The following is a 19537-nucleotide window of genomic DNA, read 5'->3' on the forward strand; positions in this document are numbered from 1 at the left end:
CCGACCCAGATCACAGCGGCCTGGGTCACATCCCGCCCGACACTTCCCTTACGTAACGGTAGAGTCTTGCGTGTTCGGTGCGAGCCCCGTCGACGCGGCTCCCCTCTTTCCTCTCGGCCTCCGCACGCCTTTCCCGAAAGAAGCTGATGTCACTTCCTGCTGCCCTGCGCCCGAAACTCGGTCGCCCGGCCTGGCTGTCGCCGCGCATTCTGCGCACCGAGGCACTCTCCGGTCTGGTCGTCGCCCTGGCCCTGATCCCCGAAGCCGTGTCCTTCTCGATCATCGCGGGAGTCGACCCCCGCGTCGGCCTGTTCGCCTCGTTCACCATGGCGGTCGCGATCGCGTTCACCGGCGGCAGGCCCGCGATGATCTCGGCCGCCACCGGCGCGATCGCGCTCGTGGTCGCACCGCTGGCACGCGAGTACGGCGTCGAGTACCTGTTCGCGGCCGTCGTCCTGGGCGGGCTGCTGCAGGTGCTGCTGGCCGGAGCCGGGGTCGCGCGGCTCATGCGGTTCCTGCCGCGCAGCGTCATGGTCGGTTTCGTCAACGCGCTCGCGATCCTCATCTTCACCGCGCAGCTGCCGTATCTCATCGACGTGCCGTGGCTGGTCTACCCGCTACTCGCCGTCGGCCTGGCGATCATGGTCGGCCTGCCCAAGCTCACGAAGGCCGTCCCCGCGCCACTGGTGGCGATCGTCGTGCTCACGGTGTTCACCGTGACCGCCGGCATCGCGGTACCCACCGTCGGCGATCAGGGTGAGCTGCCGAACAGCCTGCCGATCCTCGGCGTCCCCGCGGTGCCGTTCACACTCGAGACGCTCACCATCATCGCGCCCTACGCCTTCGCCATGGCTCTCGTCGGGCTCATGGAGTCGCTGATGACGGCCAAGCTCGTCGACGACATCACCGACACACACTCCGACAAGACCCGTGAGTCGTGGGGCCAGGGCATCGCCAACATCGTCACCGGCTTCTTCGGCGGCATGGGCGGCTGCGCCATGATCGGCCAGACGATGATCAACGTGAAGTCGGGTGCGCGCACCCGCGCCTCGACGTTCCTGGCGGGCGTGTTCCTGCTGATCCTCGTGGTCGCGCTCGGCCAGATCGTCGGGCTCATCCCGATGGCGGCCCTGGTCGGGGTCATGATCATGGTGTCGGTCGGCACGTTCGACTGGCACAGCATCCACCCGAAGACGCTCGTGCGGATGCCGAAGAGCGAGACCACGGTCATGGTGGCGACCGTCGCCGTGACCGTCGCGACCCACAACCTCGCCATCGGCGTGGTCGTCGGGGTGCTCGTGGCGATGGTGCTGTTCGCCCGCCGGGTCGCGCACCTGGTGTCGGTGGACAGCGTGCTCGACCCCGAGGGCACGACCAAGATCTACCACGTGACGGGGCAGCTGTTCTTCGCCTCCAGCAACGACCTGGTGTTCCAGTTCGACTACGCGAACGATCCGTCGAACGTCGTCATCGACCTCTCGGACGCCCACGTCTGGGACGCCTCGACCGTCGCCTCGCTCGACGCGATCACGACGAAGTACGAGGCGCGCGGCACCACCGTCACGATCACCGGCATGAACGACGACAGCGAGAAACGCCACGCCACGCTGGCGGGCAGTCTGACCGGCGGGCACTGAGCCGGGTCCGTTCACCCCGGCAGTCGCCGGCCGCCGGGGTGAACGAGCATGGTCGTGTCGGGAACGCGCGAATGGCACCCGACGCCCCGCAACCGAAGGTGAGCACGTGACCATGCGTTTTCAGGAACTCGACTGGCAGCAGACGCCGATGGGCGAACTGTCGCTACGGGTGCGCCGGGACCCCGCGCTCGACCGCGAGGTGCACGAGATCAAGCTCAACGACGAGTTCCTCATGTCCAGCCTGTTCACCGTGTCGGAGACGGAACTGGGCCGACGCGCCGTGTCCCGGTTGGACGGAACGGATCTCGACGTGGCCGTGGGCGGGCTCGGCCTCGGCTGCACGGCCGCCGCGGTGCTGGACGACGATCGGGTGCGCTCGCTGGTGGTCGTCGAAGCACTGGCGCCGGTGATCGACTGGCACGAACGCGCACTGCTCCCGGCAGGCGGGACGTTGGCCGCCGATCCACGGTGCCGGTTCGTCCACGGCGACTTCTTCGCGATGGTCGCCTCCGAACAGGGGCTCGATCCGCAGGAACCGGGCCGCCGGTTCGACGCCGTCGTCGTCGACATCGACCACTCACCGCGGCACGTGCTGCACGAGAGCCATACCGGTTTCTACCTTCCCGAGGGACTCGCTGCGCTGCGCGATCGGCTGCGGCCAGGCGGCGTGTTCGCACTCTGGTCCGACGACCGGCCCGACGACGAGTTCACCGCGACGCTCGGTGAGCAGTTCACCGGCGTCACCGCCGAGGTCGTGACCTTCGACAATCCTCTGCTGCGCCGCGAGGCGAGCAGCACCGTCTACCTGGCCCGCGCCCCGCGCTGACCGGAGCCCGAGAGGGTGGCCACTACGCGGCGCCGGTGGCGGCGTCGACGAAGTGGCGGATCAGCGCACCGGCCGTGGCGGGCACGTACGCCAGGCGGACCGGCACCGGCGGCGCTCCGGTCAGCGGGATGAAGCGGACACCGGAGTGGTTGCTGCGGCGTGCCGCCACGACCGGAACGACGCCGATGCCGCGGTCCGCGGCGACGGTTTCGAGCCATTCGTCGTAGTTGGTGCAGGTCACGATCTCGACGGAGCGCTCGCCGTCCGGCCACGACCAGTCCCCGGTGGTGCCGGACACGGTGTTGACGACCAGCGGCCACGTCGGGATCTCCTCCCAGTCGAGCCGCTGCCGATCCGCCAGGCTGGACCGGGTGGACACGACGGCGACGCGGTCCTCGTCGAACAGGTGCACCTCCGCCGCCCCGCCGAGGTCGGGATCGCCGCGCACGAACGCCACGTCGACGTCGGCCCGGTGCAGCGCAGCCACCGGATCGTCGCGCCGCATCACGGTGACGGTGGCACCGGTCGCGTTCTCGAACGCGGCGGCGGTGTTCTGGGCCCACGGATCGGGAAGCAGCCAGCTGAATCCGAGCCGCAGGGTCCGCTGGGCCCCGACCGCCGAGAGGGCCTGCCCGAGCTCACCGAGAATCCGTTCGGCGTGACCGAGGAACTGCTGCCCCACGCTCGTCACACGGACATGGCGGGTACTGCGCTCCAGTAGCCGCACCTGCAGGATCGCCTCCAGCTGCTGAACGGTACGGGACAGGACAGGTTGGGTGACGCTCAGTTCGGCGGCAGCGCGGGTGTACGAGCGGTGGTGGACGACGGCGACGAACGCCCGCAGATGCCGCAGCTCTACATCCATGCCTGGGGAACATAGACCCACCGCAACGAGCATTTCACTCCGGCACCCCGGAGTACCTAGCGTGGAGACCGCGCCTGGCTGGGCTGCCCGGCAGGCCGCGTCGCAGGCTCGCGGCGGCACGTCGACACCGGAGGTACGGATCGGTGGGAGCGGTGAACACCCGCCCGGAACGCAGCGGCGAGCAGTGCCGCCCGGCCTGGCAGATGGTGGTGCAGGGTGCGTTCGCGCTGGCGGCGGCGATGGGCATCGGCCGGTTCGTGTTCACTCCGATCCTGCCGCTGATGCAGGCGCAGGCCGGCATGAGCGCGCAGACCGGCAACGCGCTGGCCACCGCGAACTACGTGGGGTACCTGGCCGGTGCGGTCGCGGCCATCGTATTGCCGCGGCTCGCGCGGTCGATACCGGCTTTGCGGACGTGCCTGGTGCTACTGGCGGCAACGCTGGCCGGAATGGCGGTCACGACCGACACGGTGGCCTGGCTGGCGATGCGCGCGGTGGCCGGCGTCGCCAGCGCACTGATCTTCGTGATCGCGTCGAACGCCACACTGCAGCGGCTGCGCAGTCACGCGCAGCACCTGACGGGATGGGTGTACTGCGGCGTCGGCGCGGGAATCGCGGTGTCCGGCCTGTGCGTGCTCGCCGTCGACGCGGTCGGCGGCTGGCAACTGGCGTGGTGGGTCGCGGCGACGTTGACCACGGCGCTCGCCGCGGTGGCGTGGCGGCTGCCCGCGCCTCAGGCGCCCGCGGTGTCACCGGATACCCGCGCCGGGGGCGGGAGCGGCCGCAGGCGGTTCGCGGCGCTGCTGGTCGGCTACTCCCTCGAAGGCGCCGGTTACATCATCGCGGGCACGTTCCTGGTCGCGGCGTTGTCCCGCACCGGCCCTGCGTGGCTGGGCAACGGAGCCTGGGTACTGGTCGGACTGGCGGCCGCACCGTCGTGTGTGCTCTGGGCCGCGGCGGCGCACCGCTTCTCGCGCCCGAGCCTGCTGATCGCTGCCCTGCTGCTCCAGGCGGTGGGGATGGCACTGCCGGCACTGTTCGGCGGCATCGCGGCGGCACTGGTGTCGGCGGTGTTGTTCGGCGGCACGTTCATGGGCGTCACCACTCTGACGCTCGCGACCGGTGCCCACCTGGGCGTTCCGCGGGCCACGGCGCTGCTGACCGCGGGCTACAGCCTCGGACAGGTACTCGGACCGCTGGGGGTGGCACCGTTGCTGACCCGGGGCTACGGACCTGCGCTGCTCGTCGCGGCCGTCCTCGCCGCCGCGGCCGCTGCAGCCACCGCACTGCTACGGCTCCGCTCCCCCGCTGCCGGCCCGGTGGACGGCAGCGGTCCCGGTACTCACCCAGGATCCGCGAGCCCGCCGGAGGGAGCAGCTCCGCGCGGTCCCACCGCGACGTGAACGACCCCGCCCCATCGGCCGATAGGCTCGCCCCGTCCGGCTGTCACACGAAAGGAACTCCACGTGCCGTCGCTGCCACTCCGCCGCACCGACTTCCACGGCCTGCGGGAGGTCGACGGCCGGCAGCTCAAGGTCTACACCATCAGCGCCGACGGGAACCCGACCGACGACGAGCTCCTGAAGTCGGCCGTCGACACCGCGAGCACCGTCCTGCCCGCCACCGCGGCCGCAGGCGACTGCGGGTTCGTGATCGTCCACCGCGGCGAGGACGCCGTCTGGCTGCTGGTGCACTGGTGGGACGGCGACATCCTCTGCCAGCGCCTCCTCCGCGACGGCGAGGACGGTTTCGTGCCTGCCGACCCGCAACTGTTCGCGTGCGTGTGGGAGCTGCACGTCATCGACCACGAGCGGCGCAGCTGGGCGGTGCACGCACTCGGGGCGGGCGACGTCGACGGCTATCTCGGCGACACGCTCACCGTCCCCGTGGGGGCCGAGCTCGCGACGAGCTGACGCCCCGCAGCCCCGACGGCCGGCCCCGGACCTCGGACGGCCCGGACATGCTCAGGTCAGCCGCAGGTCCGTGATGCAGGTCGGGTCGTCGCCGCTGCGCGTCGCGATGCGTGCGGTCCCGGTCCGGCCCTCGTGCTCGATCGTCAGCTTCGCCTCGATGTCCCGTGGCACCCACAGGCCGACGAAGCCGTTGTCGAAGGTCTCCCGGTTCTCGTCGACGAGGACGTCGCCACCGGGACCGGTGAGCACGACCCGGACCGGCGCGTTACCGAGCTCGCCCTCGCACGTGGTCAGGCTGTGGAAGTGGCAGTCGTGGGTCTGCGTCCGGTAGGGCGCGACCGAGACGTAGACCTCGTCGTCGGGCATGGGCAGCTCGACCTCGCGTTGCCGCTCGTCGCTGAGGACGAGTGCGTCGGGCTGCACGGATGCGAGCAGGTCGGACGGGCGGTCGTCGACGTGCATCCGGTCCAGCCGTTCGATGACCTCGGGGGTGTCGAGGCCGGCCAGCTCGTGTTCGGCAAGCAGACCACCGCCGGCCGCGCTGCGGGTGTCGGCCGGCGGTGCGGAATCCGGCTCCGAGCCGGAACAACCGGCGAGTGCGAGTCCGGCGATCAGGACCGAGACGGCGGCGATGACCGGGTTCCGCCGCCGCGACGCAGGGTGAGCCATGGCGTGATCCTCGACGAACGGTCTGCCGGCGTCGCGACGCGGTTGCGAGGTACCGAGCCTCGCCGGCGGATTCGGGCGTGACGGCCGCGATTCTCCCACGGTCACGCTGCGGTGATCGACGAGCCTGCACGACCGCTGGACAACTACCCCCTAGGGGTATACCGTATCCGTTGAGCACCGGCAGCCACGTCCCGCGACGACAGTCCGGACGCGAGCACTGCGAAACCTCCGCCCTCGCCGCACTCTCGACGAGGACGCCGAACGAAAGCGATGACCATGAGCCACGATCCTTCGACCCGGTCGCCCGAGGCGCCCGGTCACGGGCACCACCACGAAGCCGGCCCGCACACAGGCCATCGGTCCCACGACGAAGCGCACGACGAGAGCCCGGCCGTCCAGAACCACGGCGATCACGCCGGCCACTCCGGCCATGGCGACAACGCCGATCACGGCGGCCACGGCGATCACGGCGGCCACGAAGGGCACGGCGGCCACGCCGGTCACGGAGACCATGTGGGGCAGTTCCGGCGGCTGTTCTGGATCATGCTCGCGCTGGCCGTCCCCGTGGTCGGGTTCAACGACATGTTCGCCGAGCTCATCGGCTACCAGCTGCCCGGCGCCGCATGGGTCTGGTGGGTATCGCCGGTGCTGGGCACCGTCGTCTACTTGTGGGGTGGGCGGCCGTTCCTCACGGGCGGCCTGTCCGAGATCCGCACCCGCAGCCCCGGGATGATGCTGCTCATCGCCCTGGCCATCACGGTCGCCTTCATCGCCTCCTGGGGCGCCAGCCTGCGAATCCTCGACCACGAACTGAACTTCTGGTGGGAGCTCGCGCTCCTGGTGGTCATCATGCTGCTGGGGCACTGGCTCGAGATGCGCTCGCTGGCCCAGACCACCTCGGCGCTCGACTCGCTGGCGGCACTGCTGCCCGACGAGGCCGAGAAGGTCGAGGGCGACCAGGTGGTGACGGTCGCTCCCGCCGAACTGGCCGTAGGGGACGTCGTCGTCGTTCGCCCCGGATCGTCGGTCCCGGCGGACGGCACAATCGTCGACGGCTCCGCCTCGATGGACGAATCGATGGTCACCGGCGAGTCCAAGCCCGTACGGCGCGGAACCGGCGACCAGGTCGTGGCCGGCACCGTCGCCACCGATTCCGGGGTACGCGTCGAGGTCACGGCGACCGGCGACGACACGGCGTTGGCGGGCATCCGGAAGCTCGTCGCCGACGCGCAGGCCTCCTCGTCCCGTGCGCAGCGCATCGCCGACACGGCCGCCGCCTGGCTGTTCTGGTTCGCCCTCGGCGCGGCCGCGATCACGGCGACCGTCTGGTCACTGACCGGACTGCCCGACGACGCCGTGGTCCGCACGATCACCGTGCTGGTCATCGCCTGCCCGCACGCCCTGGGGCTGGCGATCCCGCTGGTCGTCTCCATCGCGACCGAACGTGCCGCCCGCGGCGGGGTGCTGGTCAAGGACCGGCTGGCACTCGAGTCGATGCGCACCGTCGACGCGGTGCTGTTCGACAAGACCGGAACCCTGACCAAGGGCGAGCCCGCCGTCACCGCCGTCGAACCGGCCGGCGACCGTGACGCCGGCGACGTGCTGGCCCTGGCAGCCGCTGCCGAGGCCGACAGTGAGCACCCGCTGGCCCGGGCCGTGGTGGGCGCCGCCCGCGCACGGGAACTGAGCATTCCCGCGGCGTCGGACTTCTCGTCGTCGCCGGCGGTCGGCGTGAAGGCGACCGTGGGCGGCTCCGTGATCGAGGTCGGCGGCCCGCACCTGCTCGACCAGCGCGGAGCCGAGGAAATGGGCGTCGCCGACCGGTGGCGCGGTGAAGGCGCGATCATCCTCCACGTCCTCTCCGACGGCGAGGTCATCGGTGCGCTGCGGCTCGCCGACGAGATCAGGCCCGAATCGCGCGAGGCCGTCGACGCCCTGCACGCCGCGGGCGCCGAGGTCGTGATGATCACCGGTGACGCACAGGCCGTGGCGGACACGGTCGCGGCGGAACTCGGCATCGACCGGGTGTTCGCCGGCGTCCGGCCCGAGGACAAGGCCGCCAAGGTCGCACAGCTCCAGGACGAGAACTACCGGGTCGCCATGGTCGGGGACGGCGTCAACGACGCTCCCGCCCTCGCCCAAGCGGACGTGGGCATCGCCATCGGCGCGGGTACCGATGTCGCGATCGGCTCGGCGGGCGTGATCCTCGCGAGTTCCGATCCGCGTTCGGTGCTGTCGGTCATCGAACTGTCCCGGGCGACCTTCCGGAAGATGAAGCAGAACCTGTGGTGGGCCGCCGGGTACAACCTGGTGTCGGTCCCGCTGGCCGCGGGCGTGCTCGCGCCCGTCGGATTCCTGCTGCCGATGAGTGTCGGTGCGATCCTGATGTCCGTCTCGACCGTCGTCGTGGCCCTCAACGCCCAGCTGCTGCGCCGGCTCGAGCTCGCCCCGGGGACCAGCGCCGCGAGGACTCTCGAGCGTTCGGCGTGACCGGTCGGCTCCGGACCCGCGCCCCGGCCCGTGGATCACACCCGGGCCGGGGCGCGGCGTTCAGTCGGCCAGGTCGGCGTGGGCAATGACCCCTGTCGGAGAGCATGTTGCGCCACCACGGCGTCGCCCGACGAGCGGTCAGCCCAACGTATCGACATCCGGGTTCGCCGTGATCCAGTGGTCGATCCCGATGTCGCGGTAGGTCACACCCGCACGCACCGGATCCGGCAGACGGACCCGCCTGCTGCCGGAGGCCGACGTCCGGTCGTCGGTGTCGCCGCTGAACTCGACACGAGTTTCGGGCACCTCGAGAAAAGTGATCTCCTCGGCCCGCACGGTGCTCCTGATCGACACGTCGGCCTCGCCCTCGGCCGTCACCGGCGCGATGTCCTTCCTGCCGATCGATCGCGCTGCCGACGGGACCGCGACGACGAGTCCCGACCACCACCTCGGGTGCGTCGCCCGGGCTCCTCCTCGTCACGTCGCTTACGGGACTCCCGACCACGCTCCTTCTCCCCGTCGTCCCCGTCGTCGACGTTTCGATCGCCGTCTTCGCCGTTGTCGTCTTCGTCTTCGCCGTCGTCGCCGCCGCCGTCGTTGTCGTCGACGAGCTCGTGCGCACCGCGCCCCAGCTGTTCGACGGTCTCGCCGGCACCTTCACCGACGTTCTCGACGGCACCTCCGGCACCTTCGCCGACCGCTCGGGCCGCATCACCCGCGCCCGCGCCCACCTTCTCGGCGGCTTCACCGGCGCCTTCGTCGACGCGCTCCACGGCGCCGCCCGCGCCCGCGCCCACCTCTTTGACCGCTGACCCGGCACCCTCGCCGACCTGCTCGACCGCACCTCCGGCGCCCTCGCCGATCTCCTCCACCGCCGAACCTGCGCCCTCGCCGACCTCCTCCACGGCCCTGCCGAGGCCCTTCGTCAGTTGCTCGAGGATCTGGGGGTTGCGGTCGATCGTCGTCAGAACCCGGTCGAGGATGCCCGCGACGTTGTCCAGGCGGACGTCGAGCAGAGCCTGGGCCTCGACCCCCTTGATCTGCAGCGCCACCCGGCCGAGCTCGGCGTCGACGCCGACGTTGAGCTTGAGCAGATCGAGCACCTCGGCCTGCAGCGACACCCTCGCACGGAGGTTCTCCACCTCCAGGCTGATCTCTTCGACCTTCACCACCGGGACGTCGAGGTGGACGTCGGGCTGTGCCGTCCCTCCTGCCCGTGCCGCGACGGGTTGCCGCTGCTCTGCGCCGGAGCCGGTCTCCTCGGCGTCGACGTGGTCCTGTTGTGATCGCTCGTCGCTGTCGGCCATCGTCCACCCCTCACTGCCACCACCGACGGAAGCGTCGACGCTTCGGTCCGGCCCGGTCGCCGGGACATCCAGCGGGAAACCCTCGACTCCGCGCTCCCGGTTTCTCGTTCCTAGGTTCGGCTTCGCGCACCCGCCTGAAACGCCTGCGGCCGCTCGGCACCGGCTGCGCTCGGCCGATCCCCGTGTCGTGGTGTGACAGTCCGTGCCCGGGGGTAAGTCTGACCCGGGAGGCGGAGCGGAAACCGCCCGCAGGCGCGGCCCTCGGGTCTCGATGGGCAATGGCGCCTTCACCAGCAGGAGGCCGAGATGAAGCAGGGACCTCGGGTCGCCGCCGCGATGGCGATCGGCTACACCCTCGGACGGACTCGCCGGATGAAACTGGCACTCATGGCGGGCGGTGTTCTTGCCGGCAGGCGCATGGGAGACCGCGGGGAGCTGCTGACCAAAGCGGGCAACGCGATGGCTTCCCCGGCCGGGACCGGTGAGTTCAGTGCGCTGCGCGACCGTCTCGTCGACGCGGCGAGGACGGCCGCCGTCGCCGCCGCGAGCAACACGATGGATTCGCTGAGCGACAATCTGTCCGAGCGCGCCGCCGATATCCGTTCCCCGCGAACCGATTCGTCGCGCGAAACGGACGACGCCGGATCGGCCGAGGCGGAAGGCGATCAGGAACAAGCCGCCGACGACGACAGTGGCGAAGACAGCGACGGCGGAAGCGGGCAGCACGACGACGCTCTAGCCGAGTCGAAGAAATCGTCCGCACGCGCCAGCACACCTAGCAAGCCGAACGCTCCGCGTGCGCCGTCGGGTGGTCGCGGAGCGTCCCCGAAGAAGCCGAAGACCACCTCCTCGTCGTCCCGCGGCTCGTCGTCCCGCGGGTCCTCGTCCGGCGGGTCCTCGTCCGGCGGGTCCCCGTCCCGTAGCTCCCCGTCCCGCAGTTCGTCGTCCCGCAGTTCGTCGTCCGGTGGGCGCAGCTCTGGCGGCGGCGATGAGTGACACCGAACAGCACGAGCGAGGACCCGCCGGCGGGCTGGCGGATGAACTGCCGCTGGAGCAGCTCAAGGAGGCCGGGCAGGACCTGCTCGAAGCGCTGGTCTCGCGGGCGGTCGGCTCGATCACCGGCCGCATCTCCGACCTCACCGACCGATTGACCCGGGTCGCCGACAACGGGGGTTCCGGGCTGACCGCGGCACTCACCGGTGCGAAAGATCTAGCAGAAGGAAAGTCCCCGCTCAAGGCCGCGCTGAACGGCGGGATCAGCGGGGCGAAGGACAAGGTCGAACGAGCCGTGGGAAGCGGTGGCAGCGGAGGGACCGGCAACGTGAAGGTCGTCAACATCGTGGAGGAGTTCGACGTGGGGCTCCCGCTTCGCGTCGCCTACAACCAGTGGACCACGTTCGAGGACTACCCCAGCTTCACCAGGAAAGTGGAGAAGGTCGAGCAGGAGTCCGACGAGAAGATCCAGTGGCGGACCCAGATCTTCTTCTCCCACCGGGACTGGGAATCCACCATCGTGGAGCAGATTCCCGACGAGCGGATCGTGTGGAAGTCGACCGGCGCGAAGGGCTACGTCGACGGCGCCGTGACGTTCCACGAGCTCGCGCCGACGATGACGCGCATCCTGCTCGTCCTCGAGTACCACCCACAGGGTTTCTTCGAGAAGACGGCGAACCTCTGGCGCGCGCAGGGGCGACGTGTGCGCTCGGACTTCAAGCACATCAAGCGCCACATGATGACGCGCACCATCCTCGACCAGGACGAGGCCGAGGGCTGGCGCGGCGAGATCCGGGACGAGGAGGTCGTCAGGACCCACGAAGAGGCACTCGACGAGGAGCAGCACCGGGACGCGGAGGCCCAGGACGAGGACGAGTTCGACGCCGAGCCCGACGACGGCGACGCCGATGAGGAAGCCGGCTCCGATGACCACGATCGGGACACCGCTCGGCGCGAACCGGCACGGTCCTCGCGGTCGAAGTGAACGCCGGTGGAGCCGAGGGCACAGCGCCTCGCCCCCGGACGGATTCGGACGGTGTGGTCAGCTGGCCAGGTCGGCGTGGGCGACGACCTTCGTGATGCGGGCTCGGACGAGCAGTTCGCCGGGGACAGCGTTGCGCTTTCCGAAGGCCTCCGCCTTCTCCTCCCCCATGTATCGACCGCCGATCGTCGTCGCCCACGGCAGCATCTCGTCGAGGTCGTCGGACAGCCTCGCCTCGGCGGTGACGTGCACGTACGAGTACGGCGGAGCCTGGTCGTCGACCGTCACCGACAACCGCGGGTCGCGGCGCAGCGCGCGTCCCTTCACCGTGTCGGCACCGGTGTTGAACACGATCTCGTCACCGGCATCGTCTTCGTGGAGGACGAACCAGACCGGGGTGACGTGCGGCGAGCCGTCGGCGCGCACCACACCGACCTTGCCCGTGCGCGTACCTTCGCTCGCGAAGTGCCACCATTCGTCGCGTGTCATCTCGTGCATGCCCGGCAAGTTACCGTGATCGGAACCGGGACGCCCGTCGGCGACGGTGCCCTGCCCGTGTACCGGACCGGCCGACGGACACCCGGGTCCCGCGCCCACCACTCCCGCACCCACTCGCCCTCGCGGGCACCGCACTCGCCGCGGAGTGAGTACGCCGCCCGCCGGACGAGACCCCCGCCGTCGCGCGGGACCCGTGTGGACGGACGAGCGGAAGCGGCATACCCGACACCGCCGACGATTTCTTTGTTTAGCACAAGCGACCAATTTCGGTGAATAATACTTCCAACCACACGTAAGCGGTTAATCATTTTCGGAAATCGCTCACGCGCTTCAGGTTTTCGTAGGAATTCCGACACCTCGGGCTTATAGTGTCGGAATGTCGGCCGAAAAACGGCGCGCAACCGAACGGGCCGCCGAGCACGGCGAACTACTCGGCGGACTGTTGCGCCAGCGCGATGACCTGCTGACGGTGTTGGACCGAGTGGTGGCGTTGAACGGAACGGCACAGCTCATCCGGGACACCCTCGGCACCGATTCCGGGTTCGTCGCCGATCTCGAAAGCCCGGACGAGGCGGTGATCCGCTGGCTTTCGGGAAACCGCACCGACCAGTTGCGTAATCTCTCGGTGCCGATCGGCCAGGGCATCGGCGGCCGGGTCCTCGCGCTCGGCCAACCCGTCCGCGTCACCGATTACGTCCAGTCGCCCACGATCACGCACCAGTTCGACGCCCAGGTGCGGGGCGAGGGCCTGGGCGCGATGGTCGCCGTGCCGGTCCTCGGCTCGCGCGGCGGCCTCGAGCAGACGGTCGCCGTCGCCTACGCGGCCATGCGCAGGCCCGCCGATTTCGGGGACGACGCCGTGACGGCCCTGGAGGGCATCGCTGGGCGGGCCGCCAACGCACTGCGCCTCGCCGACGCGGCCGAGGCGTGCCGATCCGACGCCATCGCAGGGGAACGGCAGCGGATGCGCAGTGCACTGCACGACTCCGTGGGCGCACTGCTGTTCTCCATCGGTGCGCAGGTGCGTGATCTGCACGAGGCCATCCGGGACAATCCCGTGCTGGACCATCGGCTGCGGCGACTGGAGGAGGACGTGTCGGCGGCCTCGAGCGCCCTGCGCGAGTCCCTGCTCGCGCTGGCCGAGACCACGCCGGAGCGGGCGTTGCCGGTGGAACTGGCCGAGCACGCACGGTCGTTCGAGGCCCGCACGGGGGTGCCGGCGCGGTTCGTGCAGCTCGCGCCCGTTCCGCCGATCGACGCCGAGCGCACGTCGCTGCTCGTCCACGTGGTCCGGGAGGGTCTGCTGAACGTCGAGAAGCACGCGCGCGCCTACTCGGTGGTGGTGAGCCTCGGGCCGAGCGACGGCGGCATCCAGGTGGTGGTCGCCGACGACGGCGTCAGCATCCACGACGACGGCGGCACCCACGAGAGCCCGGAGGTGAGTACGGGACTCGGCGTGCGGTCGCTGGCGCAGCGGGCCGTGCGGGTCGGCGGCAACGTCAGCCTCGTGCGCGACGACGACGGCGGCTGCACGTTGCGCGCCTGGATCCCCGACGTCGAAGGCGCAGCGCCGTGACCGCCACCGTGCTCGTCGTCGACGACCACCCGGTGGTGCGCGACGGCGTCACGCTGCTGTTGCGCACCGACCCGGCGTTGACGATCGCCGGTGCCGCCGAATCGGGACATGCCGCCATCGAGCGGGTTGCCGAGCTGCGGCCGGACCTGGTGCTGCTCGACCTGCGGCTGCCGGACATGCTCGCGCCCGAGGTCGTGGCCGGACTGCGCGCCGCCCATCCGGGAGTGCGGGTCGTGGTGTTCACCGCGCACGGCGATCACCAGGGCGTCGTCGCCGCACTGGAGGCGGGTGCACACGGCGGGCTGCTCAAGGACGTCGCGGGTACGGACCTGGTCGCCGCGTTGCGCCGGGTGCTGCGCGGCGAACGGGTCATCGATCCGCGGATCATGCCCGACGCGGGACAGCGTTCCGACGCTCTCGCCCGCAGCGGCCTGACCCGCCGCGAGTACGAGGTGCTGCGCCTCGCCGCCCAGGGGCGCACCAATCCGGAGATCGCCAACGTGACGGGGCTGACTCGCAACACCGTCAAGACGTATCTGCAGTCGGCGCTGCACAAGCTCGGCGCACGCAACCGGGTCGAGGCGATCGGCAAGGCGAGCGAGGCCGGGCTGCTCTGACACCGGCCGTTGCCGGCTTCGTGTCCGGTTCGTTGTGCACTGGCTCTCCACGTGGAGGTATGCGCCTCCCTCCCGGGGTCGCAGGATTACGCGTCACTGGTAGTGACGCCAGTCACTCGACGAGAGGAGTGGCGTGCACAGCAATCCCCGGACCAGGGAGCGATCGTGCTGACCGTACGGAACCTGCGGGTGCGCTACGGGCGTTCCGTCTCCGCGCTGCACGGCATCGACCTGGACGTTCCCGACGACGGCGTGCTGGCGGTGCTCGGCAGCAACGGTGCGGGAAAGTCGACACTGCTGCGAGCCATCTCGGGCACGCTGGGCCTGCACCGCGGTTCCGTCGTCGGGGGCGAGATCCACTACGACGGCAAGCGGCTCGACAAGCTCGATCCGGCCGCGATCGTGCGACAGGGCATCGTCGGTGTCCCCGAGGGGCGCCAGATCTTCGCGCGGATGAGCGTGGCGGAGAACCTGCGCGCCGGTGGTATCGGCGCGCGTTCGCCCACGGAACGCGCCGCGGCGAGCCGGCGCGTGCACGAGCTCTTCCCCGTGCTCACCGACCGCGCCGGCCAGCGCGCGGGCCTGCTGTCCGGCGGCGAGCAGCAGATGCTCGCCATCGGCAGAGCGCTCATGTCGAGTCCGCGACTGCTGCTGCTCGACGAACCGTCACTGGGCCTGGCCCCCAAGATCGTCGAGCGGATCTCGGCGATCATCCGGGATATCCACGAGCAGGGCACCGCGGTGGTGCTGGTCGAGCAGAACGCGGTCATGGCGCTCGGGGTGGCCGACCACGCGGCGGTGCTCGAGGTCGGCACGCTCGCGCTCGCGGCACCGGCCCGTGAGCTGGCCGAGAGCGAGGACGTGCAGCGGCTCTATCTCGGGGGCCACGCCGAATCCGAGGCCGAGGCCGAACGTCAGGTGGAAGCGGCACACGAGCAGCGTGCGGCCAAGCGCGGACTGTCGAGGTGGTCGGGATGAGCGGGGCCGAACTCGCGGTCGAGGACGTGACGTTGCGATTCGGCGGGTTGCGTGCCCTCGACTCCGTCTCGTTCGCCGTCCGCCCCGGCTCGCTGCACGCGCTCATCGGGCCGAACGGCGCGGGAAAGTCGAGCTGTTTCAACGTCATCAGCGGCCTGTACCGCGCGGGCCAGGGCCGGGTGCGGTTCGGGGAGCACGACATCACCGGCATCCGGCCGAACCGGCTGGCGAAACGCGGCATCGGCAGAGCGTTCCAGAACGCCGCTCTCTCTCCACAATCGACGGTGCTCGACAACGTCATGCTCGGCAGGTACGCGCTGACCCGCGGCGGTTTCCTGGCGTGCGGCCTGCAGTTGCCGTGGGTGCGCAAGCAGGAGCGCAGGCACACCGAGCGGGCGGCCGAGATCTGCGACTTCCTCGGCCTCGGTGCGGCACTGCACACGCCCGCGGCGGCCCTGCCCTACGGCGCTGTGAAACGCGTGGACATCGCCAGGGCGCTGGCCGTCGAGCCCGCGCTGCTCCTGCTCGACGAACCCGCGGCCGGCATGAACGCCGCGGAGACCGCCGAGCTGGCCGACACGATCCGCGAGATCCGCGAGGAACTCGACATCTCGATCCTGCTCGTCGAGCACGACATGGGCCTGGTGATGGGTATCGCCGACCGCGTGACGGTCCTCGACTTCGGGCGCGTGATCGCCGACGGGCCGCCCGCCGACGTGCAGTCCGACCCCGAGGTCGTGCGCGCGTACTTGGGCACCGACAGCAGCGACGGTACGGAGGCCGGGTAGTGGACACGTTCGTACAGCTGGTCGTCAACGGTCTCGGCAAGGGTGCGGTCTTCGCGCTGCTCGCGCTGGGCTTCGTGATCATCTTCAAGGCCACCGAGGTCGTCAACTTCGCGCACGGGTCGCTCGTGCTGTTCGGCGGCTATCTCGTCGTCGCCACCCGCGAGACGCTCGGGTGGGCCGGCGCAGCGGTCGTCGGGGTCCTGTCGGCCGGGCTGCTCGCGTTGCTCGTCGAACGCCTGCTGTTGTCACGGTCCAAACTGGCCTCTCCATTCAGCCTGGCGTTGTTGACCATCGGCGTGGACGTGATCATCACCGAGGAGATCGTGCGCAGGCTCGGTGTCTCGCTGCCGTTCATCGGCGACGCGTGGGACGCCCAGCCGATCCAGGTCGGCGACGTCACGATGTTCCGCACCCACCTGGTGGCGATCGTCGTGGCGACGGTGCTGATCACCCTGTTCTTCCTCGCCTTCCGGTACTCGAACTGGGGTATCGCGATGCGGGCACAGGCGGAGAACAAGGAGGCCGCGGCGCTCTCCGGGGTCCGCAGTTGGATCGTCACCTCCTCGGCGTGGCTGGTCGCGGGCCTGTTGGCGGGCGTAGCGGTGCTGTTCATCGCAACTCAGGACTTCTCGGGTGCGGGACTGTCCAGGGGGACGCATTCGATCGCCCTCGCCGCGTTCCCCGCCGCGATCATCGGCGGACTCGACTCCACGGCGGGAGCGGTGGTCGGCGGGCTCATCGTCGGCCTGGTCGACGCACTGTCCACCGAGTACGTCTCGTTCGCCTTCGCCAAGAGCGCGGTGTTCCTCGTGATGCTGGTGGTCCTGGTCGTCCGGCCGTCGGGGCTGTTCGGGACGAAGGAGACGACCCGTGTCTGAACGCACCGACACTCTCGACACCCCGGTCACCCCGCCGTCACCGAAGCCGCGCCGGGATCTCGGCTGGTGGATCCGACTCGCGCTGTGGCTGGCCCTGTTCGTCGTGCTGCTCGCCCTCCCGTTGTATCTGGAGGCGCAATGGCTCAAGGCCGGGCAGTACATGATGGTCGGCGCCGTCGGCGCGATGGGCCTGACGCTGCTGACCGGGCAGGCGGGTCAGCTGTCACTGGCGCACGCCTTCTTCCTCCTCGCCGGCGCCACGTCGTACACCGTGCTGTCGGGGCCCGCCGATGATCCCGAACTGGTCGGTTTCGGCCTCGACCCGCTGCTCGCGCTCGTCGGCGCCGTCGCGGTCACCGCCGTGCTGGGACTGGCATTCGCGCCCGTTGCGGCGCGGCTGCGCGGTATCTATCTCGGCGTCGCCTCGCTCGCGCTCGTGTTTCTCGGGCTCTACCTGGGACAGTCGGCGGAGTCGCTGACCGGCGGCACGTCGACCGGGCGGCCACCCGCGGCGTTCGAACTGTTCGGATTCCCGTTCTCCAACGAAGGCGAGCTGGAGATCCTGGGCGTTCCCATCCGGGAGACCGAACGCGTCTGGTACCTGTTCCTGGCGCTCGTCGTGGTGGCGTTCCTCCTCGCCCGCGGCGCGGTCAGCGGCCGCATCGGCAGGGCGTGGCGAGCCGTGCGCGACAACGAGGCGGCCGCGGCGGCCATGGGCATCAGCGTTCCCGGAGTGAAGGCCGGGGTGTTCGCGGTGTCGTCGGCGTACGCCGGCCTGGCGGGCGTGATGACCGTGCTGTGGTTCGACATTCTCAAACCCGACGAGAGCGAGTTCGGCACCTACGGCATCAACGTGTCCATCGCCTACCTGGCGATGATCATCATCGGCGGGCTCGGGTCGGTCTCGGGAGCGCTCGTCGGAGCGGTCCTGGTCAACGGCCTTCCCCAGGTGCTGGCGCTGTACTCCACGGATCTCGGCTGGTTCACGAGCACCGGCGAGAACGCCTTCACACCCATCCTGATCAGCTCTTTCGTGTACGGCGCGGCGATCGTCCTCGTCGTGCTCTTCGAGCCGGGGGGCCTGGCGGCGATCGGCCGCCGAATCACGGGACTCACGCGCCGTGGAAAGGATCCGACATGAGACGAACACTGGCGATCGCGTGCGCTTCGGCGCTCGTGCTGACCGCGTGCGGCACCAAGGGCGGTGGTTCCGACGGCGGCACCGAAGGGGCGGGCGGTGTGCAGACGGATGTCGGCGTCACCGACTCCGAGATCACGCTCGGGGTGATGACGGACCAGACCGGCCCGTTCAAGGCGCTGTCGACCGGCATCACGCACGGCAACGAGTTGTGGGTGGAGGACGTCAACGCCGACGGCGGCATCTGCGGGCGCGATCTGAAACTGGAGATCGTGGACCACGGATACAAGGCCGACACCGCCAAGACCCTGTACCCGCAGATCGAGCCGAAGGTGCTCGGGCTGGTGCAGCTCGTCGGTTCGCCGGTCACTGCCGCGCTGAGTGACGACCTGGAGGCCGACGAGATGACGACCACGCCGACGTCGTGGTCGTCGGAGCTGCTGAGCAATCCGTACCTGATGGTCGTGGGTACGACCTACGACGTCGAGATGATCAACGGACTGTCGTATCTGCAGGAGGAGGGAATGCTCTCCGACGGCGACACCATCGGTCACATCTACATCGACGGCGAGTACGGCGCCAACGGGCTGCGGGGCGCGCGGTACTACGCCGAGCAGCACGACCTGAACCTGCGGGAAGTCAAGATCACCTCCAGCGACAACGACCTGACCAACGTCGTCACCGGCCTGCGGGGCCAGGGCGTCAAGGCCATCACGTTGACCACGACGCCGACGCAGACCGGTTCGGTCGCCGCGGCGAACAAGGCGCTCGGGCTGAACGTGCCGATCCTCGGCAACAACCCGACGTTCGATCCGCTGCTGCACAACAGTCCCGCGGCCGACGCACTGGACGATCTCCACGTCGTCGCGAGCAGCGTGCCGTTCTCGGCGGACATCCCGAAGATGAAGGACGTCGCGCAGAAGTTCGACGCCGCGGGCTACACCGAACCACCGAACGCGGGTGTCCCCTACGGCTACGCGGTCGCCGAGGTGTGGGGCGCCGTGCTGGAGAGGGCCTGCGAGAACGGGGATCTGACCCGCTCCGGAGTGCACGACGCGCTGCGGGAGACGACCTCGGCCGACACCGGTGACCTCGTCGCGAAGCTCGACTTCTCGACCCCGGGCGCGCCCGCGACCAGGGAGGTCTACGTGGCGAAACCGGACGCCTCCGTCGACGGCGGCATGACGTACATCAAGCAGCTGTTCGAGTCCGAGGAGGCGAAGGCGTACAAGGCTCCGCACCAGGAATGAGGCCGTCGACCGGGGCCGCGGGAACGACGACGACGCCGGCCCCGGTCGACTTCCACGACGGGCCGGGTCGGCTGTCGGCACGTCGGCGAGCACGCTGGCCGGCACTCAGGCGGTGACATCAGGCCGGCCTCC

19 protein-coding genes are annotated in these 19537 nt (G+C 70.1%); 14 read left to right on the forward strand and 5 right to left on the reverse strand.

All coding sequences use genetic code 11. The features are described 5' to 3' along the window. Positions 1-146 precede the first annotated feature (146 nt). Together FB384_RS02635 and FB384_RS02640 are read left to right on the forward strand one after the other, a co-directional pair. The gene (locus tag FB384_RS02635) at positions 147-1637 is read left to right on the forward strand and encodes a SulP family inorganic anion transporter (RefSeq protein ID WP_183778825.1); all 1491 of its coding nucleotides are present in this window, start codon (positions 147-149) and stop codon (positions 1635-1637) included. A 112-nt stretch (positions 1638-1749) separates the two neighbouring features. Next, a complete protein-coding gene (locus FB384_RS02640) occupies positions 1750-2463 on the forward strand; it encodes a polyamine aminopropyltransferase (protein ID WP_221212891.1) in 714 nt (237 codons plus the stop codon). 22 nt (positions 2464-2485) lie between these two features. On the opposite strand, the gene FB384_RS02645 is transcribed toward FB384_RS02640, so the two are convergent. After that, positions 2486-3328, reverse strand: coding sequence for a LysR family transcriptional regulator (locus FB384_RS02645; RefSeq protein ID WP_183778829.1), 843 nt, complete (start codon positions 3326-3328; stop codon positions 2486-2488). Positions 3329-3471: 143 nt separating this feature from the next. Here FB384_RS02645 and FB384_RS02650 point away from each other — a divergent pair, with 143 nt between their 5' ends. Both FB384_RS02650 and FB384_RS02655 read left to right on the forward strand, forming a co-directional pair. Continuing rightward, positions 3472-4731, forward strand: a complete 1260-nt coding sequence (locus FB384_RS02650) for a YbfB/YjiJ family MFS transporter (RefSeq protein WP_323985105.1) — start codon at positions 3472-3474, stop codon at positions 4729-4731. A 63-nt stretch (positions 4732-4794) separates the two neighbouring features. Further along, on the forward strand, positions 4795-5241 hold the full coding sequence (locus FB384_RS02655) for a hypothetical protein (protein ID WP_183778831.1): 447 nt from the start codon (positions 4795-4797) through the stop codon (positions 5239-5241). Positions 5242-5292: 51 nt separating this feature from the next. On the opposite strand, the gene FB384_RS02660 is transcribed toward FB384_RS02655, so the two are convergent. Then, positions 5293-5910, reverse strand: a complete 618-nt coding sequence (locus FB384_RS02660) for a CueP family metal-binding protein (RefSeq protein ID WP_183778833.1) — start codon at positions 5908-5910, stop codon at positions 5293-5295. A 276-nt stretch (positions 5911-6186) separates the two neighbouring features. Between FB384_RS02660 and FB384_RS02665 the strand changes: the two genes are divergently transcribed. Then, positions 6187-8400, forward strand: a complete 2214-nt coding sequence (locus FB384_RS02665; protein ID WP_183778837.1) for a heavy metal translocating P-type ATPase — start codon at positions 6187-6189, stop codon at positions 8398-8400. A 138-nt stretch (positions 8401-8538) separates the two neighbouring features. Here the strand turns inward: FB384_RS02665 and FB384_RS02670 are convergent, their stop codons facing one another. Then, entirely contained in the window at positions 8539-8778 is a 240-nt protein-coding gene (locus FB384_RS02670; RefSeq protein WP_183778839.1) for a hypothetical protein, read from the reverse strand. Beyond that, positions 8775-9707 (reverse strand): hypothetical protein, encoded by a 933-nt coding sequence (locus tag FB384_RS02675; protein WP_183778841.1) that lies wholly within the window; start codon positions 9705-9707, stop codon positions 8775-8777. Before FB384_RS02675 ends, FB384_RS02670 begins: the two co-directional genes overlap by 4 nt. A 306-nt stretch (positions 9708-10013) precedes the next feature. Here FB384_RS02675 and FB384_RS02680 point away from each other — a divergent pair, with 306 nt between their 5' ends. Together FB384_RS02680 and FB384_RS02685 are read left to right on the forward strand one after the other, a co-directional pair. Then, entirely contained in the window at positions 10014-10703 is a 690-nt protein-coding gene (locus FB384_RS02680; protein WP_183778843.1) for a hypothetical protein, read from the forward strand. Beyond that, positions 10696-11685: an SRPBCC family protein gene (locus FB384_RS02685; protein ID WP_183778846.1), complete on the forward strand. Its 990-nt coding sequence runs from the start codon at positions 10696-10698 to the stop codon at positions 11683-11685. Before FB384_RS02680 ends, FB384_RS02685 begins: the two co-directional genes overlap by 8 nt. 57 nt (positions 11686-11742) lie before the next feature. Here the strand turns inward: FB384_RS02685 and FB384_RS02690 are convergent, their stop codons facing one another. Then, positions 11743-12180, reverse strand: a complete 438-nt coding sequence (locus FB384_RS02690; protein WP_183778848.1) for a PPOX class F420-dependent oxidoreductase — start codon at positions 12178-12180, stop codon at positions 11743-11745. Positions 12181-12556: 376 nt separating this feature from the next. On the opposite strand from FB384_RS02690, the gene FB384_RS02695 reads away from it, so the two are divergent. The 7 genes from FB384_RS02695 to FB384_RS02725 all read left to right on the forward strand — a co-directional run bounded on the left by FB384_RS02695 (position 12557) and on the right by FB384_RS02725 (position 19405). Beyond that, a complete protein-coding gene (locus FB384_RS02695) occupies positions 12557-13756 on the forward strand; it encodes a GAF domain-containing sensor histidine kinase (RefSeq protein ID WP_183778850.1) in 1200 nt (399 codons plus the stop codon). After that, positions 13753-14373: a response regulator gene (locus FB384_RS02700; RefSeq protein ID WP_183778852.1), complete on the forward strand. Its 621-nt coding sequence runs from the start codon at positions 13753-13755 to the stop codon at positions 14371-14373. The genes FB384_RS02695 and FB384_RS02700 overlap by 4 nt, the downstream gene beginning before the upstream one ends. Before the next feature lie 165 nt (positions 14374-14538). Beyond that, positions 14539-15351 (forward strand): ABC transporter ATP-binding protein, encoded by an 813-nt coding sequence (locus FB384_RS02705; protein WP_183778854.1) that lies wholly within the window; start codon positions 14539-14541, stop codon positions 15349-15351. Further along, entirely contained in the window at positions 15348-16139 is a 792-nt protein-coding gene (locus FB384_RS02710; protein ID WP_183778856.1) for an ABC transporter ATP-binding protein, read from the forward strand. Before FB384_RS02705 ends, FB384_RS02710 begins: the two co-directional genes overlap by 4 nt. Beyond that, positions 16139-17017 (forward strand): branched-chain amino acid ABC transporter permease, encoded by an 879-nt coding sequence (locus FB384_RS02715; RefSeq protein ID WP_183778858.1) that lies wholly within the window; start codon positions 16139-16141, stop codon positions 17015-17017. The genes FB384_RS02710 and FB384_RS02715 overlap by 1 nt, the downstream gene beginning before the upstream one ends. Next, positions 17010-18158, forward strand: coding sequence for a branched-chain amino acid ABC transporter permease (locus tag FB384_RS02720; protein ID WP_183778860.1), 1149 nt, complete (start codon positions 17010-17012; stop codon positions 18156-18158). The genes FB384_RS02715 and FB384_RS02720 overlap by 8 nt, the downstream gene beginning before the upstream one ends. After that, on the forward strand, positions 18155-19405 hold the full coding sequence (locus tag FB384_RS02725) for an ABC transporter substrate-binding protein (protein WP_183778862.1): 1251 nt from the start codon (positions 18155-18157) through the stop codon (positions 19403-19405). The genes FB384_RS02720 and FB384_RS02725 overlap by 4 nt, the downstream gene beginning before the upstream one ends. The last annotated feature ends 132 nt before the right edge of the window (positions 19406-19537 follow it).

Origin of the sequence: Prauserella sediminis (assembly GCF_014195435.1) — a bacterium.
Taxonomy (GTDB): Bacteria; Actinomycetota; Actinomycetes; order Mycobacteriales; family Pseudonocardiaceae; genus Prauserella; species Prauserella salsuginis.

Bases quoted from the DNA above. Each gene is read 5' to 3' on its own strand.
- FB384_RS02675 (WP_183778841.1), bottom strand. From the start codon at position 9,707: ATGGCCGACAGCGACGAGCGATCACAACAGGACCACGTCGACGCCGAG.
- FB384_RS02690 (WP_183778848.1), bottom strand. From the start codon at position 12,180: ATGCACGAGATGACACGCGACGAATGGTGGCACTTCGCGAGCGAAGGT.
- FB384_RS02680 (WP_183778843.1), top strand. From the start codon at position 10,014: ATGAAGCAGGGACCTCGGGTCGCCGCCGCGATGGCGATCGGCTACACC.
- FB384_RS02645 (WP_183778829.1), bottom strand. From the start codon at position 3,328: ATGGATGTAGAGCTGCGGCATCTGCGGGCGTTCGTCGCCGTCGTCCAC.
- FB384_RS02710 (WP_183778856.1), top strand. From the start codon at position 15,348: ATGAGCGGGGCCGAACTCGCGGTCGAGGACGTGACGTTGCGATTCGGC.
- FB384_RS02695 (WP_183778850.1), top strand. From the start codon at position 12,557: ATGTCGGCCGAAAAACGGCGCGCAACCGAACGGGCCGCCGAGCACGGC.
- FB384_RS02635 (WP_183778825.1), top strand. From the start codon at position 147: ATGTCACTTCCTGCTGCCCTGCGCCCGAAACTCGGTCGCCCGGCCTGG.
- FB384_RS02725 (WP_183778862.1), top strand. From the start codon at position 18,155: ATGAGACGAACACTGGCGATCGCGTGCGCTTCGGCGCTCGTGCTGACC.
- FB384_RS02665 (WP_183778837.1), top strand. From the start codon at position 6,187: ATGAGCCACGATCCTTCGACCCGGTCGCCCGAGGCGCCCGGTCACGGG.
- FB384_RS02685 (WP_183778846.1), top strand. From the start codon at position 10,696: ATGAGTGACACCGAACAGCACGAGCGAGGACCCGCCGGCGGGCTGGCG.
- FB384_RS02660 (WP_183778833.1), bottom strand. From the start codon at position 5,910: ATGGCTCACCCTGCGTCGCGGCGGCGGAACCCGGTCATCGCCGCCGTC.
- FB384_RS02640 (WP_221212891.1), top strand. From the start codon at position 1,750: ATGCGTTTTCAGGAACTCGACTGGCAGCAGACGCCGATGGGCGAACTG.